General features: G+C 67.5%; 18 protein-coding genes. 8 read left to right on the top strand and 10 right to left on the bottom strand.

Annotated features, from left to right (window positions below; translation table 11 throughout):
* Positions 1-15: 15 nt before the first annotated feature.
* A complete protein-coding gene (locus E6G92_09690; protein TMJ20004.1) occupies positions 16-1,788 on the top strand; it encodes a bifunctional diguanylate cyclase/phosphodiesterase in 1,773 nt (590 codons plus the stop codon).
* Here E6G92_09690 and E6G92_09685 read toward each other — a convergent pair.
* The 3 genes from E6G92_09685 to E6G92_09675 are packed head-to-tail and all read right to left on the bottom strand — an operon-like array spanning position 1,764 to position 4,110.
* A complete protein-coding gene (locus E6G92_09685) occupies positions 1,764-2,960 on the bottom strand; it encodes a CCA tRNA nucleotidyltransferase (GenBank protein TMJ20003.1) in 1,197 nt (398 codons plus the stop codon). The two genes, E6G92_09690 and E6G92_09685, sit on opposite strands and share 25 nt — an antisense overlap.
* Positions 2,957-3,553 (bottom strand): CoA pyrophosphatase, encoded by a 597-nt coding sequence (locus E6G92_09680; GenBank protein ID TMJ20002.1) that lies wholly within the window; start codon positions 3,551-3,553, stop codon positions 2,957-2,959. The genes E6G92_09685 and E6G92_09680 overlap by 4 nt, the downstream gene beginning before the upstream one ends.
* On the bottom strand, positions 3,550-4,110 hold the full coding sequence (locus E6G92_09675) for a DUF1285 domain-containing protein (protein ID TMJ20001.1): 561 nt from the start codon (positions 4,108-4,110) through the stop codon (positions 3,550-3,552). The genes E6G92_09680 and E6G92_09675 overlap by 4 nt, the downstream gene beginning before the upstream one ends.
* A 58-nt stretch (positions 4,111-4,168) precedes the next feature.
* Here E6G92_09675 and E6G92_09670 point away from each other — a divergent pair, with 58 nt between their 5' ends.
* Both E6G92_09670 and E6G92_09665 read left to right on the top strand, forming a co-directional pair.
* Positions 4,169-4,915, top strand: a complete 747-nt coding sequence (locus E6G92_09670; protein TMJ20000.1) for an SDR family oxidoreductase — start codon at positions 4,169-4,171, stop codon at positions 4,913-4,915.
* Positions 4,912-5,316: a dihydroneopterin aldolase gene (locus tag E6G92_09665; protein TMJ19999.1), complete on the top strand. Its 405-nt coding sequence runs from the start codon at positions 4,912-4,914 to the stop codon at positions 5,314-5,316. Before E6G92_09670 ends, E6G92_09665 begins: the two co-directional genes overlap by 4 nt.
* Here E6G92_09665 and E6G92_09660 read toward each other — a convergent pair.
* Positions 5,313-6,086: a hypothetical protein gene (locus tag E6G92_09660; GenBank protein ID TMJ20786.1), complete on the bottom strand. Its 774-nt coding sequence runs from the start codon at positions 6,084-6,086 to the stop codon at positions 5,313-5,315. The genes E6G92_09665 and E6G92_09660 overlap by 4 nt on opposite strands.
* A gap of 296 nt (positions 6,087-6,382) precedes the next feature.
* On the opposite strand from E6G92_09660, the gene E6G92_09655 reads away from it, so the two are divergent.
* The 4 genes from E6G92_09655 (at position 6,383) to E6G92_09640 (ending at position 8,883) form a co-directional block, all read left to right on the top strand.
* Complete coding sequence (locus E6G92_09655) at positions 6,383-7,036, top strand: TonB family protein (GenBank protein TMJ19998.1); 654 nt, start codon at positions 6,383-6,385, stop codon at positions 7,034-7,036.
* A gap of 51 nt (positions 7,037-7,087) precedes the next feature.
* Complete coding sequence (locus E6G92_09650) at positions 7,088-7,849, top strand: MotA/TolQ/ExbB proton channel family protein (protein ID TMJ19997.1); 762 nt, start codon at positions 7,088-7,090, stop codon at positions 7,847-7,849.
* Positions 7,850-7,942: 93 nt separating this feature from the next.
* A complete protein-coding gene (locus E6G92_09645; protein TMJ19996.1) occupies positions 7,943-8,428 on the top strand; it encodes a biopolymer transporter ExbD in 486 nt (161 codons plus the stop codon).
* A gap of 26 nt (positions 8,429-8,454) precedes the next feature.
* Positions 8,455-8,883, top strand: coding sequence for a biopolymer transporter ExbD (locus E6G92_09640; protein ID TMJ19995.1), 429 nt, complete (start codon positions 8,455-8,457; stop codon positions 8,881-8,883).
* 327 nt (positions 8,884-9,210) lie between these two features.
* Here E6G92_09640 and E6G92_09635 read toward each other — a convergent pair whose 3' ends face one another.
* Positions 9,211-10,983: an ATP-binding cassette domain-containing protein gene (locus E6G92_09635; protein TMJ20785.1), complete on the bottom strand. Its 1,773-nt coding sequence runs from the start codon at positions 10,981-10,983 to the stop codon at positions 9,211-9,213.
* A gap of 126 nt (positions 10,984-11,109) precedes the next feature.
* Here E6G92_09635 and E6G92_09630 point away from each other — a divergent pair, with 126 nt between their 5' ends.
* A complete protein-coding gene (locus tag E6G92_09630) occupies positions 11,110-12,327 on the top strand; it encodes a polyhydroxyalkanoate depolymerase (GenBank protein ID TMJ19994.1) in 1,218 nt (405 codons plus the stop codon).
* Positions 12,328-12,334: 7 nt separating this feature from the next.
* On the opposite strand, the gene E6G92_09625 is transcribed toward E6G92_09630, so the two are convergent.
* The 5 genes from E6G92_09625 to E6G92_09605 all read right to left on the bottom strand — a co-directional run bounded on the left by E6G92_09625 (position 12,335) and on the right by E6G92_09605 (position 16,154).
* Complete coding sequence (locus E6G92_09625; GenBank protein TMJ19993.1) at positions 12,335-12,805, bottom strand: PIN domain-containing protein; 471 nt, start codon at positions 12,803-12,805, stop codon at positions 12,335-12,337.
* A complete protein-coding gene (locus tag E6G92_09620) occupies positions 12,784-13,032 on the bottom strand; it encodes a hypothetical protein (protein ID TMJ19992.1) in 249 nt (82 codons plus the stop codon). Before E6G92_09620 ends, E6G92_09625 begins: the two co-directional genes overlap by 22 nt.
* Before the next feature lie 50 nt (positions 13,033-13,082).
* Entirely contained in the window at positions 13,083-14,567 is a 1,485-nt protein-coding gene (locus tag E6G92_09615; GenBank protein ID TMJ20784.1) for a DHA2 family efflux MFS transporter permease subunit, read from the bottom strand.
* A 61-nt stretch (positions 14,568-14,628) separates the two neighbouring features.
* Complete coding sequence (locus tag E6G92_09610; GenBank protein TMJ19991.1) at positions 14,629-15,714, bottom strand: HlyD family secretion protein; 1,086 nt, start codon at positions 15,712-15,714, stop codon at positions 14,629-14,631.
* Positions 15,711-16,154: a MarR family transcriptional regulator gene (locus tag E6G92_09605; GenBank protein ID TMJ19990.1), complete on the bottom strand. Its 444-nt coding sequence runs from the start codon at positions 16,152-16,154 to the stop codon at positions 15,711-15,713. Before E6G92_09605 ends, E6G92_09610 begins: the two co-directional genes overlap by 4 nt.
* Between the last annotated feature and the right edge of the window lie 8 nt (positions 16,155-16,162).

Below are 16,162 nucleotides of genomic sequence, written 5' to 3'. Positions count from 1 at the left end.
TCTATCGCCTGATCCATGCAGGCTGGAGCGGTGCGCAAGAAGGGGAAGGGGTCGGCGTTGGCGGCCGTGCCGGCGTTCGACATCCCCGCCGACTTGCGCGAGCACATCCTCGGCCTGATGGAATCGGTGCGCCAGGGCTATCTCGATGCCCTGCCCATCGCCGCGGCGATCATCACCGTCGACGGCGGGGCGCCGTGGATCGAGTGCGCCAACGATCATTTCCGCTTCATCGCCGAGTGGGACGAAAGGCTCGGCGACCGGCACATCAATCAGGTGCCGCTGCTCCGCTCCGGCCCGGTCGGCACCCGCCTCGCGGCCTTCCTGACCGGCAACGAGAGCGCCCACCAGTTCGACACCGCGGACGGGCGCAGCATCGGCGGGCGCCATTTCACGGTCCGCTTCGCCCAGCTCAAGGTCGTCGGCGGGCAGCCTCCGCGCTACCTCGTCACCCTGATCGACAAGACCGCGCAGATCGAGACCGAGCGGAGCCTGCGCTCGGAGATGCTTCGCGACACGCTGACCGGCCTTCCCAACCGCTTCGCCTTCAACGAACGGGTCGACGCGGTCCTTGCCGATCCCAATTTCCGGGAGGGCAGCTACGCCGTTCTGGCAGTCGACATGACCCGCTTCAGCCGGGTCAACGAATGCATGGGCGCGATGGCCGGCGACGAGCTCCTGATCACCTTCGCCCGCCGTCTCGTCTCCGCGCTGAGGCCGAGCGACGTGCTCGCCCGCACCTCCGGCGACGAGTTCGGCATCCTGATGCGGCTCGACCGCGGACCCGGAGACGCGCTTCGCGCCGCCGAGCGCATCAAGGCCGTGCTGACGCTGCCGTTCCGGCTCTCGGAGCTGGAGATCCGGGTCGACTGCGCGATCGGCTGCGCTTTGCTCAACCAGGGCGTCGCAAGCGCGGACGAGGTGTTCCGCAACGCCCAGTTCGCGCTCAAGAACGCCAAGAAGCTCGGCACCACCCAGGTTTACGAGGCGGTCCAGGCCGCCGAGGTTCGCCGCCGCTTCTCCATGGAAACCGAGCTTCGCGTGGCGATCGAGAGCGACCGGCTGACGCTCGCCTACCAGCCTCTCGTCGAGCTTCGCACCGGGCGGGTCGCCGGCTTCGAAGCTTTGGCGCGCTGGACCGACGATGACGGGCGGGTGATCCCGCCCGCCGATTTCATCCCCGTTGCCGAGGAATCGGGCCTGATCGTCCAGCTCGGCCGCTGGGCGCTCGAAACCGCGATGCGAACGCTCGCCGAGTGGGACCGGGCGACCGGCGTCGAGCTGCCCATCGGAGTCAGCGTCAATATGTCGCCGATTCAGATCAGCCGCGACGACGTCGCCGCCGCCGTCTCGGGCGCGCTCGCGACCAGCGGCATCTCCGGCAAGCGCCTCACCGTCGAGCTGACCGAAAGCGCGATCATCCAGGACCCGGATCGCGCCGCCAAAGCGCTCAACGCGCTCAAGCGGCTCGACGCCCGGGTGGCGATGGACGATTTCGGGACCGGCTATACCAGCCTGGCCTCGATGCAGCTGCTGCCGATCGACGCGCTCAAGATCGACCAGAGGTTCGTCGCGGGAATGATTGAGGACGGCGATTCGGCGGCGATCGTCCATGCCATCCTCAGCCTGGCGAAAGCGCTGGGGATGGAAACGACCGCCGAGGGGATCGAGACGGCCGAGCTCGCCCACGGCCTCGCCGAACTGGGCTGCACCTACGGGCAGGGCTATTATTTCGCCCAGGCGCTGACCGCCGACGAGGCCCTGGCCTACTGGCTCGCGCGCAGCGCCTGATCGACGTGCCGCCGGGCCAGCGCGCGGACCGCCTGCGTATCGCCCGAAAACCCGCCTGCGATCCAGTCGCGCTCGATCGCCTGGAGCGTGGCTGCGACTGCCGGGCCGGCCTCCAGGCCCATCGCGAGGAGGTCGCCGCCGCCGACAGGCAGGCGCGGCCGCTTCCACTGTTCCAGCGCTGCGAGATCGGGTGGGGGCGAATCGGAATGGAGCAGGAAGCGGTCGATCGCCTCCGCCGCGCCGATCCGGTAGGCGAGCACCTCCGGCGCGGCGAGCTCGGCCCGCGCCGCCGAGACAAGTCTTTTGGCCAGCCGCCTGGAAAGGCGCAGCCGCGCCGCGACGTCGGCGGCCGCATCCGGATCGGGGGGGAGCAAGGCCGCCAGCCGCCGGACCGCCTCGGGCGCTATTCCGGCCGTCCGTTCGGCGGCGACCAGAGCGGCGAGCCGCTCGGCCGATTCGATCTCGGGCAAGACCGGCCTGAAGATGCCGCGCGAGACCATCAGCGCCGCGGTCGGCGCCGGATCGGGCAAAGCGAGCAGCTTGAGCAGTTCGTCCGCAATCCGCTCGCGCGACAGCGCCATCAGATCGTTGGCCCGCCCGGCGCAGGCCTCCAGCCCTGCCGGCTCGGGCGCTCCGCTGCCGAAGCGGGCGTGGAAGCGGAAGAAGCGCAAGATGCGCAAATGATCCTCGGCAATGCGCTGCAGCGGCTCACCGATGAAGCGTACCGTGCGCTCCTCAAGGTCTTCCATGCCGCCGAAATAGTCGAACAAGGCGCCGTCAGCCGGGCTCGCCGACAATGCGTTGATGGTGAAGTCGCGCCGGGCGGCGTCCTCGCGCCAATCGTCGGTGAAGGCGACCGTCGCGCGGCGGCCGTCGGTGGTCACGTCGCGGCGCAGGGTGGTCACCTCGACGGGCGCGCCGCCGATCACGGCCGTGATCGTGCCGTGGGCGATGCCGGTCGGCACCGCCTTGATCCTGGCGCGGTCGAGCCTTGCCATCACCTCCTCGGGCGTGAGCCGCGTGGCGAGATCGACGTCGCTGACCTCGAGCCCGAGCAAGGTGTCGCGCACGCAACCGCCGACGAAGCGGGTCTCGCCCGAATCCGCGCCGAGCGTCCGCAGCAACCGGTCCATGCCGTGGCGGCTCCGCCAAGGCGCGTCGGGCAGCTTCATGCCAGCACCAGCCGCCGGCCGAGATTGACGATCATCGCCGCCGTCGCCCCCCAGATCCGGCGCCCTTCATAATCGATCTCATAATAATGACGCTCCCGCCCGCGCCAGATGGCCGAGCGTTCGCGCTGATGCGCCGGATCGAGCAGATAGTGAAGCGGGGCCTCGAACAGGTCCGCGACCTCGCCCGGGTGCGGGGCGAGCGGAAGATCGGGGGCGACGATGCCGACCACCGGCGTGACCTCGAAGCCGGTCACGGTGCGGTAGACGTCGGCGAGGCCGATCACCTCGACCGCCTCCGGCGGCAGCCCGATCTCCTCCTGCGCCTCGCGCAAGGCGGCGCCGATCGGCCCCTCGTCCCCGGGATCGATTCGGCCGCCCGGGAAGCTGATCTGGCCGGGATGCTTGCGCATGGTCTCCGGGCGCAGCGTGAGGATCACGGTCGGCTCCGGCCGGTCGACCACCGCGACGAGCACCGCCGCGGGCGTGATTCCGGCGCCACGCTCCTCCTCGTCGAGCACATCCCCGGCGATCAGCTCGGGCGAGCCCCGGTGGCCGAGCTCGAGCGCGGTCCTCAGGCGCTCCGCGAGGCTCATACGGATGGCTCGAACGGGAAGAAGAGGCCGCCGCTCCAGAGCCCGGCCGGATCGGAGCCTTCCGCCAGGGCGATCTCGGCCAGTTCGTAATAGACCGGTCGCGCCACCAGAGCGTCGAGCCCCGAGCGCACCTCGAGATAGGGATGCGGCCCCTCGTCGAAGCGCAGCCGGTGATCGGGGCCGGCGACCACCAGATCGCCGGTGTTGAGGCGGAAAGCGAGATTGCGCGCCTGGCCTTCGCCCTCGCTTTTCAGCTCCACCGCCACGAACGGTGCGTCCTCGACCGCGATGTCGAGCTTCTCCGCCGGCGTGACGAGCACGAAGCGCCCGTCTTCCTCGCGCCTCAGGATCGTCGAGAACAGCCGCACCATTTCAGGCCGGCCGATCGGGCTGCCCTCGTGAAACCAGGTCCCGTCGCGGGCGATGCGCATGGCGCTGTCGCCGCAATGGCTCGGGTTCCACAGGTGGACCGGCGGAAGCTTGCGCTCCTCCGCCAGCCGGGCGATATCGCCGAGGCTGAGGCCGGCAAGATCGGCAGGGGCGGGAGCCATGGGCATGACCGGGGTTTAGCGGGCCGGCTGGCCATGCGCAAAGCGGAGCGCTAATCGCACCTTCATGGAATTCGAAGGCCCACGGACGGCGATCGTCACCGGCGGCGCGAAGCGGATCGGCGCCGAGATCGTCCGAGCGCTCGCCGCCGACGGCTGGCACGTGCTGATCCACTACAATCGCTCGGCCGCGGAGGCGGAGGCGCTCGCGCGGGAGGTCGGCAACGCTTCGCTGGTCGAAGCCGATCTCGCCGATCCCGGCGCCGCGGAAGCGATCCTCGCGGCCACACGAGCCTTGCCGCCGCTACGATTGCTGGTGAACAACGCCTCGCTCTTCGCTCATGACGACGTGCGCGATTTCACCGTGGAAAGCTGGGCGGCCCACCTCGACGTGAATCTGCGCGCCCCGGCCCTCTTGTCGCGCGCTTTCGCGGTGCGGACCAAGCGGGGCCTGATCGTCAACCTGCTCGACGCCAAGCTCGCCGCGCCCAATCCCGATTTCTTCAGCTACACGATCTCAAAAATGGGCCTCGCGGGGCTGACCGAGCTTTGCGCGCGCGCCTTCGCCCCCGGCATCCGGGTCAACGGCATCGCGCCGTCGGTGACCATGGTCTCCGGCCCGCAGAGCCGGGAAAATTTCGACAAGGTGCATGGATTGAACGCGCTTGGGCGCGGAGTCGACGTCGCCGAGATCATCGCCGCGCTGCGCTTCCTCGTCGCGACGCCGAGCATGACCGGGCAGACGATCCTGCTTGACGGGGGGCAGCGATTCCTCTCCCTGCCGCGCGACGTGCAGTTCCTGGAGCGGATATGAACGACCTCGCGGCCGGCCTCGACGGGCTCGTCCCCGACCGGCTCGCGCCGAAGACGCGCAAGATCGTGCTCGAGGGCTATGAGCTCCCGGTCGACATCGGCTTCCACGATTTCGAGATCGGCGCGCCGCAACGGCTGACTGTGACCGTCGAGGTGTGGGTGGACGAGGCGAGCTTCCCCGCCAGCGACGAGCGCACGGGCGCCTGGGATTATGATTTCCTGCGCACCGAGATCGGCGCTCTCGCCCGAAGCCGCCGGTTCAACCTCCAGGAGACGTTCGTGCGCGAGGTCTACGACGTGATCGCCGCCCGGCGCGGAGTCACCGCCCTTCGAGTCTCCTCGCGCAAGCCGGACATCTATCCCGACTGCGCCGGAGTCGGGGTCGAGCTTTCGTCCTTCTAGCGCCGCGCGCGGGCCCGCACGCAGCGGCCGAGGCCTTCGACGACGACCTGGTAATCCGCCTGGATCGCCCGGGCTTCCTCCGCGCCCGCCTCGCTCAGCGATTGCCTGGGCAGCCGCGCCGGCAGGGTGCAGGCCAGCCGGTACCACAGCAACGTGTCGGGCGCCGGCGGCGCGGCGGCTTCGTCGACGATCTCCGACAAGGCCACCGACCAGCGCGGCCGCTGGCCGGGACGGCGCAGGATGTTGAGCGAGATCGGCCGCTGATCCGCGGTCTGAAGGAAGATCTGCGTTTCCCCTTCGCCCCGAATCGAGCCTTCGACGTGAAAGGCGCGGCCGATGCCGGTGATTCGCGGCGGCGCGTTCGCCGCCGACGATTCGCGAAGGATGGCGCGCAACCGCTCGGCGGTTTCGGGCGCATAGGGAATTTGCGCGTCCGGAGCGGCGAGCCGCAATTCCCCCTCCCGATTCGGGACTCGGCTGGCGAACACCAGCACTTCGGAGCGCCGCTCGACGCGCGCCGGGCGCCCGCGCGAATCGTTCGGCAGATCGACGAGATAGCTGACTCGCGCCGGAAGGCCCCCCGAACCGCGAATCAGGGCGACGACGTCCGCCTCGATCAGGAAACGGCGATGGCCTTGGGGCACGTTCGGAGCCTGCTGCGCGTCGAGCAGGTCGGAGTCGCGAAGGCGAAGGTGAGCGGCGACCGGAGCGCCCAGCGCCAGATCGGCGAGATCGGCGTAGGCCGGCGCTTGCGAACCGGGTGAAAGCAGTTGCGAATCAACGGCTTGGGCGATCAACAGAGCGGCCGCGGCCGCGAATGTCCTGGCCTTCATAATCTTCCTTCGGCTTCGTTCCGCGGGCGGGCTAGGAGGCGGCGGATTAACCGGCGATTGCGGCCGAAATCCGCCGCGGGTGATATGGTAACCAGAAGGATTGCGTCCGCCCAAGTGTCACGATAGAGACCACGACCGCAATTATCCGTTACACGGATGAACCGATGCCTGCCCGCGGCGTTAACGCGGGGTCGGCCTCAGACCGGTTTTGAGAGAGGGAGCGTGGCTGGTTAATGTCATACGTTGATCAGGGAATGACCCAGGGGAGGATATATTCGATCATCGCGGTCGCGGTGTTGCATATCATTCTCGCCTATGTGGTGGTCACCGGTCTCGCCTACAATTTCGTCAAGAACGTAGCCGAGGATCTGAAGACGTTCGACGTTCAGGAAGAGCCGCCGCCCCCCGAGGAGCCGCCGCCCCCCGAGCAGCCGCAGGTTCAGCCGCCGCCCGTCGTGTCGCCGCCGCCGCTGGTGCGCATGCCCTCGCCGGCGCCGCCGATCCAGACCGTGCAGACCGCGCCGCCGCCGCAGATCACCTACACTGCGCCGCCCGCGCCGCCTCCGGCTCCGCCGGCTCCGCCCCGCACGGTCGAGCCGGCACGCGCCCGCGCCAACCTCGCCTCCTACGTTTCGGACGCCGACTATCCGGCCTCCGCGATCCGGGCCGAGGAGCAGGGGACGACCGGCTTCACCTTGAGCATCGGCACCGACGGGCGCGTGACCAATTGTTCGGTCACCTCCTCGAGCGGGTCGTCCGCGCTGGATCAGGCAACGTGCCGGATCATGCGCAGCCGCGCCCGCTTCACCCCGGCGCGCAACAATCTTGGCCAGCCGACCACCGATTCCGTGAGCAGCCGCATCCGCTGGGTGCTGCCGGCTGAATGATCTAAACTCGTTTTCACCGATTTCATTTTTTAGACTGAGAGGGAAATTACAATGGCAGCACCAGCAGCAGGCGGCAGCAACCCCTATGGCCTGATTCCTGCGCTTCAGCAGGGCGGTCTCGTCGCGCAGTTCACCTTCGGTGTCATGGTCATCATGTCCGTCGGATCCTGGTACATCTTCTTCGTCAAGCTGTTCGAGCAGCAGAAGATCATCAAGGAGGGCCGCCGCGCCCGCTCGGTCTTCTGGCAGTCCGCCAATCTGCGCGAGGGCGCCAACAAGCTCGACAAGAACGGCGCCTACCGCCAGATCGTCGACGACGGCCTCCTCGCCGAAGAGCAGCACAACAAGCTGACCGATCCGATCGACCAGCACGACTGGATGACCAACTCGCTGGCCCGCAGCCAGGGTGCGATCACCGCGAAGCTCTCCTCGGGCCTCGCCTTCCTCGCCACGGTCGGCTCGACCGCGCCGTTCGTCGGCCTGTTCGGAACCGTCGTCGGCATCATCCGCGCGCTGATCAAGATCGGCTCGGCCGGCCAGGCGTCGATCGACGCCGTCGCCGGCCCGGTCGGCGAGGCGCTGATCATGACCGCCATCGGCCTGGTCGTCGCCGTTCCGGCGGTGATGCAGTACAACTGGCTGATGCGCCGCAACAAGTCGATCAGCGAGGAGCTCGCCAAGTTCGCGAACGACGTGCACGGCTACATGATGTCGGGCGGCGCCGTTCGCCCGTCGGCCACCGCCGCGCGCCCGGCCGCGAGCCGCCCGGCGGCGACGTCCACCGGCGCAGCGACGACCGCGCCGAAGGCATAAGGAAGCAAGCGGCGGGACGGTTCGTCGTCCCGCCGCGCCCTTCCCGGGGCCGCCCGCAAAGACGGCGCCGAACCAGAATAGGAAGCTACGAACATGGCAATGCAGGTCGGCGAATCCGGAGACTCAGACTCCCCGATGTCCGACATCAACACGACGCCCCTCGTGGACGTCATGCTGGTGATGCTCATCATCTTCCTGATCACCGTGCCCGTCGTGCTGCAGTCGGTGCCGGTGCGTCTCCCGAAGGTCGAATACGAGCCGACGATCACCAAGCCGGAGAACGTCAACCTGACGGTCAAGGCCGGTCCGGGCGGCACGTGCGAGGTCTATTGGGATCTGACGCGGATGAACTCCCAGCAATTGCTGGACCGTGCCGTCTCCACGCTGGAGGAGCAGATCCGCAACGTCGGCGGCGTTCAGAACCTTAACGAGGACAATATGCCCGAGGCGCATATCCGCGCCGACATCGACACGCCCTACCGCTGTGTCGGGGGTGCCATCTTCACCATGCAGCGCGCCGGTTTCGCCCGGATTGGCTTCATTTCCGAGCCGGAGCCGCACGGCGGCACCCGCTTCTGATTGGGACGAGACAGGAGTAAACCCAGATGAGCGCAAGCGTTCTCAATCCCGAATCGTCCGAACCGATGATGGAGATCAACACGACGCCGTTGATCGACGTCATGCTGGTGCTGCTGATCATGATCATCATGACCATCCCGGTACAGTCGCACGCGGTGAAGCTGGACCTTCCGCAGGACCAGCAGAACCGTACGCCGCCTCCGGTCGATCCGGTCAAGAACAAGATCGTGATTACCCCGCAGGGCGCCGTCCTGTGGAACGGCTCGCCGGTCGATCTCGTCACTCTGCGCCAGTATCTCGATCTGACGACGACGATGAATCCGACCCCGGAGCTGCATTTGCAGCCCGACCCTCAGGCGCGCTACGAGCTGGTCGACGAGGTGCTCGCGGTCACCAAGCGCGCGCAGGTCACGGCGATGGGCTTCGTCGGTAACGAGGCGTACGGCAACTTCTAGACGGGTGCTGTCGGCAAGAGATCAGGGCGGTCCTTCGGGGCCGCCCTTTTCCTATCCGGTTCGCATCGTCGCGCGCGGCTTCCGACCTGGGGCTGGCCGCAGGAAGCCAAGGGGCGCCAGTCCAGGGAGTCACCTCGGCGAAAGCCGGGGCCCATGAACCGAAGCGGTCGAGGGTTGGCGGCGGCGATCTCGCTCCACCTCGAAGGCCGTGTTCATGGGTCCCGGCTTTCGCCGGGATGACTCTGTCATCAAACGAAAAACGACCTAGCCGAATCGAGTGGCGGCGGCGCCGGACCTTCTGACGACCTTCTTAATTGAGTGCGGACCCTAAGCCGCGATCCCTTCGAACTGGAGCCGGGCGAGGCGGGCGTAGAGGCCGCCCTCGGCGCTCAGCGTGTCGTGCGTGCCCTCGCCAACGATTCGGCCATGGTCCATGACGATGATCCGGTCGGCGGCGCGCACGGTCGCGAGCCGGTGGGCGATGACGATCGTGGTGCGGCCCTCGACGAGCCGCTCGAGCGAGCCCTGGACGAGCCGCTCGGATTCGGCGTCGAGCGCCGAGGTCGCCTCGTCGAGCAACAGCAGCGGCGCGTCCCTGAGCAGCGCTCGGGCGATGGCGATGCGCTGACGCTGGCCGCCCGAAAGGCGGGCGCCGCCCTCCCCGAGATAGGTGTCGAGCCCCTCCGGAAGACGGCGCAGGAATTCGGCGGCGTTCGCCGCCTCGGCCGTCGCCCAAAGCTCGTCGTCGCTCGCCTCCCATCGGCCGTAGCGCAAATTGTCGCGCGCCGAGGCGGCGAAGATGATCGTTTCCTGCGGCACGACGGCGATCCGGGCGCGGATCTCGGCCGGATCGGCGTCGCGAAGCTCGACTCCGTCCATCGTCACGGAACCCTCGTCCGGATCGTAGAAGCGCTGGGCGAGCTGAAAGATCGTGGTCTTCCCCGCGCCCGACGGGCCGACCAGCGCGAGGCGCTCCCCCCGCCGCACCGAGAGGCTGAACGCGTGTAGCGCGCTGACGTCGCGCCGGGTCGGATAGCGGAAGGTGACTGCGTCGAAGGCGATCAGTCCCTGTGCCGGGGAAGGCAACGGCTTCGGGTTTGCCGGCGCCCTGATCTCGGGAACCTGCCCCATCAGTTCGGCGATCCGCCCGGTCGCCCCGGCGCCGCGCAACAGGTCGCCATAAACTTCGGTCAACGCCCCGAACGCGCCGGCGACGATCGCCCCGGTGACGACGAAGGCGACAACGGTTCCGCCGCTGACCACGCCGTGGGCGACGTCGAGAGCCGCCTGCCGTACCAGCAGGGTGATCGATCCGAACAGCAGAGAGATGACGATCGCGGTCATGATCGCCCGGATCGAGACGCGCCGGCGCGCGGTGAGGAAGGTGCGGCGGACCGCCTCGCGGAAGCGGCTGCTTTCGCGCGCCTCCTGGCCGAAGCCCTGGACGATCTTCATCGCCCCGAGCGTCTCGGCGACGATCGAGCCGAGGTCGGCGATCCGGTCCTGGCTGCTGCGCGAGATGGTCCGCACCCGCCGGCCGAGGACGACGATCGGAATCATGATCGGCGGGATGAAGACGAGCAGCTTGGCGGTGAGCGCAGGCGCGAGGGTGAACAGATAGATGACACCGCCCACGCCCAGTACGATGTTGCGCAGCGCCACGGAAACGGTGGTGCCGACGACGATCTCGACCACCGCGGTGTCGGATGTCACGCGCGAAGCGATTTCCGACGGTCGATTCTCTTCGAAGAAGCGCGGCTCGAGCCGAAGCAGATTCTCGTGCACCGCGATTCGGATGTCGGCGATCACCTTCTCTCCGAGCATCGAGACGAAGTAGAAACGAGAGGCGGTGGCGACGGCGAGAAGGGCGACCATTCCAAGGAGATAGTTGAACTGCCGGTTGATATCGCCGCCCTGGGCAACGAAGCCCTGGTCGATCACCCGCCGGAAGCCGTCGGGGATGGCAAGCGTGGCTCCGGCCGCCAGCAGGAGGGAGGCGGCGGCTGCGGCGATCGTCCATTTGTAGCGGAGCGCGTAGCCCCAGATCAGCAGCAGACTGCCGATTTTTCCCTTGGGAAGATCTTCGCGAACGCGGGCCATGTCGATCGCGTAGCAGCGCACCCCCACCTGCTCAATGCGGAGCCTTTGACCGACCGGTCGGTTTATTCCTGTGGACCCGAGTCGCGGGCGCGCTAAGATGCTCTCCACAACGGGGGCGGAGATTTGATGCTTTACGACGCGTATGAAATGCAGCGCTCGCTGCTCGCCGGTGCCAGCACCCTTGCCAATATCGGCGCCGGCTGGATGACCAACCCCGTCAATCCCTTCGCTTATTCGCAAATGGGCCCGATCGTCGCCTCCGCGCTCGACGTCTTCGCTCATGCCTCGGCGCCGCGCGGCAAGCCCGATTTCGGAATCGAAAGCACGGTCGTCGAGGGGAAGAGGGTCGCCGTGCGCGAGGAAATCGCGCTGCGCAAGCCGTTCGGCCAACTCAAGCACTTCCGCCGCGTCGGCGTCAAGGGCGGACCGAAGCTGCTGATCGTCGCCCCGATGTCGGGCCACTACGCCACCTTGCTTCGCGGCACGGTCGAGCGAATGGTTCCCGGCCACGACGTCTACATCACCGACTGGCGCGACGCGAAGCTCGTCCCGCTTTCCGACGGCGGCTTCGATCTCGACGATTATGTCGACTATCTGATCGCCTTCCTCGAGCATATCGGCCCCGGCGCCCACATGCTCGCGGTCTGCCAGCCCTCGGTGCCCGCTTATGCCGCCGCGGCGCTGATGAGCGCGGACAAGCACCCCTGCCGGCCGAAGACGCTGACATTGATGGGTGGGCCGATCGATACCCGCAAGGCGCCGACGGCGGTCAACACGCTCGCCACCCAGCGCCCGTTCGCCTGGTTCGAGCACAATGTCGTCGCCACCGTGCCCTATCTCTATCCGGGCGCTGGGCGGAAGGTTTACCCCGGCTTCCTCCAGCTCGCCGGCTTCATGGCGATGAACCTCGGCGAGCACCTCACCAGCCATTGGGAGATGTTCAAGCACCTCGTCCAGGGCGACGGGGAGAGCGCCGAGAACAGCAAGGATTTCTATGACGAATATCGATCGGTCTGCGACATGACCGCGGAATTCTATCTTCAGACCGTCGACACCGTCTTCCAGCGGCATTTGCTGCCCAAGGGGCAGATGATGCACCGCGGCCGCCGGGTCGATCCGTCGGCGATCGAGGATGTCGCTTTGCTTGCGATCGAGGGCGAGCGCGACGACATTTCGGGCATCGGCCAGACCAAGGCCGCGCTGACCCTGGCGAGCGCCCTCCCGGCACCGATGAAGCATTATCACATGGCCAAGGGCGTCGGACATTACGGCATCTTCAACGGCTCCAAATGGCGCACGCGGATCGCGCCGGTAGTCGAGCAATGGATCGCCAGGTTCGATTGACGGCCGCTTAGGGCTGCGGCTCCAGCAGGCGCGCAAGCTTTTCCGCATTGGCCGGGTTGAACGGGTTGATCACCGTCATGCCGTCGATTGTCAGGCCGTCCTGGAGATCCTCGGAAACGAAGACTTCCGCGCCGGCGGACTCGGCGACTTGCCAAATCAAGCTGTCCCAGAATTGAAGGCGATACCGGGCGGCAAACGTTGCCGCCGCAGAAACATGGCTCCACTCCGTCGGGACGGAGGGCATGGACTGGGCCCAGCGATCGCCTTGAGCGCGCGCGGCATCGGAATGCGCCGGATATTTTCTCCCGATTACAGTCAAGAATTCCGCGAGCGCCTGAACGGCTAAGACGGCGTCAGCATAAGGGGCGCGCTCCATGAGATCGAGCGCGGTCGCGTGCTTTTGAGAGGTGGCAACGTCGATCGCATAGATGAGGATGTTCGAATCGAGCGTGAACCTCACCCGGCCAGATCGCCATATTTGTCCTCGGCCGTCACCTTGCCGATGCCGAGCGGCAGGCCCTTGCGCATGAACGCCACGCTCTCGTCATAGGCCTTTTGCCAAGCCGCATCGCGCACCGGCCGCTTGGGGCGCAGCTCGGCGATGACCTTGCCGTTGCGGCTGATGTCCAGCACCTCGCCGGCTTCGACGCGCGCGAGGGCCTTCGAAATGTTGGCGTTGAGCTCGCGGACCGAAAGGACGCCCATGGTGCGCTCCATTTGCTAATGTAGCAACAGTAGCAACAGTAGCACCAATGTCAATCCGCGACCGGCGGCGGGGCCGCGCCGCGGCTCTTCTTCAGCAGCAAAAGCAGCGGCGTGGCGAGGAGCGAGATGATCATCATCGCCTTGAAATCGTCGATATAGGCGATCATCAGCGCCTGCCGGTTGATCTCCATGTCGAGCATGGCGAGCACCGTCTGGGTCGCCGCGGGGGCGCCCTCGGTGATGGCCGGCGGCACCGGCGGAATCGAATAGCGGGTGATGTGGGACGCGAGGTCCGAATGGCTCACCTGGACGTTGCGGGCGAGCAGCAGAGTCATGATCGAGATTCCGATAGAGCCGCCGATGCTGCGCGAGAGGTTGAACAAAGCGGCGGCCGTGGTCCGGTATTTCGCGGCGAGCGTGCCGAAGGCGACCGTGTTCAAAGGCACGAAGATGAGGCCGAGGGCCAGGCCCTGAACCGCGCCGCTGACGATCACCGGGCGCGAATCCATCTGCAGGCTGAAGCCCGACATCAGCCACAGCGACAAAGACATGACGAGGATCCCGGTCAGCACCAGCAGGCGGGCGTCGACCTTGCCCACGAGACGGCCGACGACGACCATCGAAACGAGCGTGCCGACCCCGCGCGGCGCCGTCAGGAAACCCGATTGGAGCACCGAATAGCCGAGCAGGGTCTGGAGCAAGGGCGGCAGCAGGGCGAGGCCCGCGAACAGCATCAGCCCCATGATCGCCATGAACAGAAGGCCGGTCGTGAAATTGCTGTCGGCGAACATCTTCCGATCGAACAGCGGGTAGCGCGCGGTCGCCATGTGGACTGCGAACATCCAGATCCCGGCGACCGCCACGGCGAACTCGATCCTGATCTCCCAGCTCGCGAACCAGTCCGCCTGCTCGCCGCGATCGAGCATCAGCTGAAGGCCGGCCAGCGCGAGCGCGAGCATCGCGAAGCCGAACATGTCGAAGCGCCGCCGCGCCCTGGGGATGGCGGGCATGCATCGCGCCATGAGCAGCGCCGCCAGCGCGCCGATCGGAAGGTTGATCAGGAACACCCAGCGCCAATCGAAGCTGTCGGTCAGCCAGCCGCCGAGGACCGGCCCCGCGATGGGGCCGATCATCACTCCGGCGCCGAAGATCGCCATCGCCGTTCCGTGCTTCTCGCGCGGATTGATGTCGAACAACGTGGCTTGGGCGAGCGGGACGATGAACGCCCCGGCGACTCCCTGGACGGCCCGGAACAGCACCATCTCGGTCAGGTTCTGGGCGACGGCGCACAGCAAGGACGCGCCGGTGAAGACGATTACCGACCAGACGAACAACGGCTTGCGCCCGATCCTGTCGGCGAGCCAGCCGGTGATCGGAATGGCGATGGCGGAAGCGACGATATAGGAGGTCAGCACCCAGTTGATCGTCTCGCGCGTCGCGCCGAGGCTCGCCGTCATGTGCGGCAAGGCGACGTTGGCGATGGTCGTGTCGAGGACCTGCATCAGCATTCCGAGGATCACCCCGGCGGTGACCATCGCGTGCCGGCCCGGGCTCAGCTGGTAATGCTGCGCCGCTGCGGGGGCGGAGGCCACGGCCCTAGCGCCGCGAGGCTTGCTGCTGGCGCGGCCGCTCGCCGGTGTCGACGGTGACGCTGGTCGAAAGGCCGGCGATCATCGGCCGGCCGGGATCGCGGTCGATGGCGATCCGGACCGGCACGCGCTGGCGCACCTTGACCCAGTTGCCGCTCGCATTCTGCGCCGGAAGGACCGAGAATTGCGATCCCGTGCCCGCCCCGATGCTGGCGACGCGGCCCCTGACGTCCAGCCCCGGATATGCGTCGACCTCGATCTCGGCGGGCTGGCCGACATACATGTTGGCGAGGTCGGTTTCCTTGTAGTTGGCCTCGACATAGGTCGTGGCGCTTCGAACGAGGGTGACGACCGGAACGCCGATCACCACCGCCGCGCCGACCTGCAGCCGGTCGGTCTGGCTGACCACGCCGTCGGCGGGCGCCCGGACCTCGGTTCGCGACAGGTTGAGCAGGGCCTGCTCGCGGGCGACCCGGGCCGCCTCCACCGCCGGCTGGCTTGCATCCCCGCCGCCGCGCAGGGCGGCTCCGGCGGTCGCCGCCGCGGCGCGGGCATTGGCGAGGCGCTCGCGCGCTTCCTGGAGGTTGTGGAGCGCCTCGTCGTGGCGGCTGCGGGTGATCCAGCCCTGGCGCAGGAGAGCATGAATCCGCGAATATTCGGTTTGCTGATAGGCCAGATTGGCCTGCGCACCCGCGATGTCGGCGCCGGTCCCCGCCGAACGCGCTTCGAGCTGGTTGACCTGCACCTCGGCGGCGGCGATCTGCGCCTCGGCCTGGGCCAGCGCGATGCGGAACGGCCGCGGGTCGATCCGGAAAAGAAGCTGGCCGCGGCGAACCCGCTGATTCTCGTGGACCAGGACCTCCTGAATCACGCCGTTCACTTCAGGGGCGACCGAGACCATGTCCTGCTGGACATAGGCATTGTCGGTCGAGACGTAGCGGCCCGAGGTCAGCCACAGATAGCCGCCAATGGCGAGCAGGATCAGCGGGACCGAAAGCATCAGGATGAGCTTCCACGGCCTCTTCTTGCGCTCAGCCTCGGGCGCCGCTTCGACCGCGGTTTCGGCCTGCACCTTGGGGTCCGCTTCGCTCATGACGCTTCTTCAAGTCCCTGTTCGATCTGGTCGAGATTGCGGCGGATACGGGCGAGAACGCGCAGCGCCGCCTCCCGGTCCGACTCGGTGATGCCGGCGAGGATGTCGGCGTTGAAGCTGAGCCCCATCGCCTCGAGCTTCGCGAGAACCGGCGCGGCCTCTTCGGTGAGGTGGATTCGCCAGGCGCGCCGGTCCGCCTCGTCGCGCCGGCGCTCGACCAGCCCGGCCTCCTCGAGCCGGTCGATCATTCGGCAGAGCGTGATCGGCTCGACGTCGAGCGCCTCGGCCAGCTCCACCTGGCGAATTCCCCCGCCGCCGCGGTGAAGCCGTGCAAGCACTCGCCACTGCGCCTTCGTCGCGCCCAGCACGGCCGCGCGCTTGTTGGCCTCGCGGCGGATGAGCCGCGCCGTCTCGACAATCTCGAACGCGAAATTTTCCATGGCGGCCC

The organism is Alphaproteobacteria bacterium, from assembly GCA_005883305.1.
Lineage (GTDB): Bacteria > Pseudomonadota > Alphaproteobacteria > Sphingomonadales > Sphingomonadaceae > Allosphingosinicella.
The sequence above is the reverse complement of the archived record's forward strand: the minus strand, read 5'-3'. Positions and strand labels throughout refer to the sequence as shown.

Bases quoted from the DNA above. Each gene is read 5' to 3' on its own strand.
- E6G92_09690 (TMJ20004.1), top strand. From the start codon at position 16: ATGCAGGCTGGAGCGGTGCGCAAGAAGGGGAAGGGGTCGGCGTTGGCG.
- E6G92_09685 (TMJ20003.1), bottom strand. From the start codon at position 2,960: ATGAAGCTGCCCGACGCGCCTTGGCGGAGCCGCCACGGCATGGACCGG.
- E6G92_09680 (TMJ20002.1), bottom strand. From the start codon at position 3,553: ATGAGCCTCGCGGAGCGCCTGAGGACCGCGCTCGAGCTCGGCCACCGG.
- E6G92_09675 (TMJ20001.1), bottom strand. From the start codon at position 4,110: ATGCCCATGGCTCCCGCCCCTGCCGATCTTGCCGGCCTCAGCCTCGGC.
- E6G92_09670 (TMJ20000.1), top strand. From the start codon at position 4,169: ATGGAATTCGAAGGCCCACGGACGGCGATCGTCACCGGCGGCGCGAAG.
- E6G92_09665 (TMJ19999.1), top strand. From the start codon at position 4,912: ATGAACGACCTCGCGGCCGGCCTCGACGGGCTCGTCCCCGACCGGCTC.
- E6G92_09655 (TMJ19998.1), top strand. From the start codon at position 6,383: ATGTCATACGTTGATCAGGGAATGACCCAGGGGAGGATATATTCGATC.
- E6G92_09650 (TMJ19997.1), top strand. From the start codon at position 7,088: ATGGCAGCACCAGCAGCAGGCGGCAGCAACCCCTATGGCCTGATTCCT.
- E6G92_09645 (TMJ19996.1), top strand. From the start codon at position 7,943: ATGGCAATGCAGGTCGGCGAATCCGGAGACTCAGACTCCCCGATGTCC.
- E6G92_09640 (TMJ19995.1), top strand. From the start codon at position 8,455: ATGAGCGCAAGCGTTCTCAATCCCGAATCGTCCGAACCGATGATGGAG.
- E6G92_09635 (TMJ20785.1), bottom strand. From the start codon at position 10,983: ATGGCCCGCGTTCGCGAAGATCTTCCCAAGGGAAAAATCGGCAGTCTG.
- E6G92_09630 (TMJ19994.1), top strand. From the start codon at position 11,110: ATGCTTTACGACGCGTATGAAATGCAGCGCTCGCTGCTCGCCGGTGCC.
- E6G92_09620 (TMJ19992.1), bottom strand. From the start codon at position 13,032: ATGGGCGTCCTTTCGGTCCGCGAGCTCAACGCCAACATTTCGAAGGCC.
- E6G92_09615 (TMJ20784.1), bottom strand. From the start codon at position 14,567: ATGGTCACCGCCGGGGTGATCCTCGGAATGCTGATGCAGGTCCTCGAC.
- E6G92_09610 (TMJ19991.1), bottom strand. From the start codon at position 15,714: ATGAGCGAAGCGGACCCCAAGGTGCAGGCCGAAACCGCGGTCGAAGCG.
- E6G92_09605 (TMJ19990.1), bottom strand. From the start codon at position 16,154: ATGGAAAATTTCGCGTTCGAGATTGTCGAGACGGCGCGGCTCATCCGC.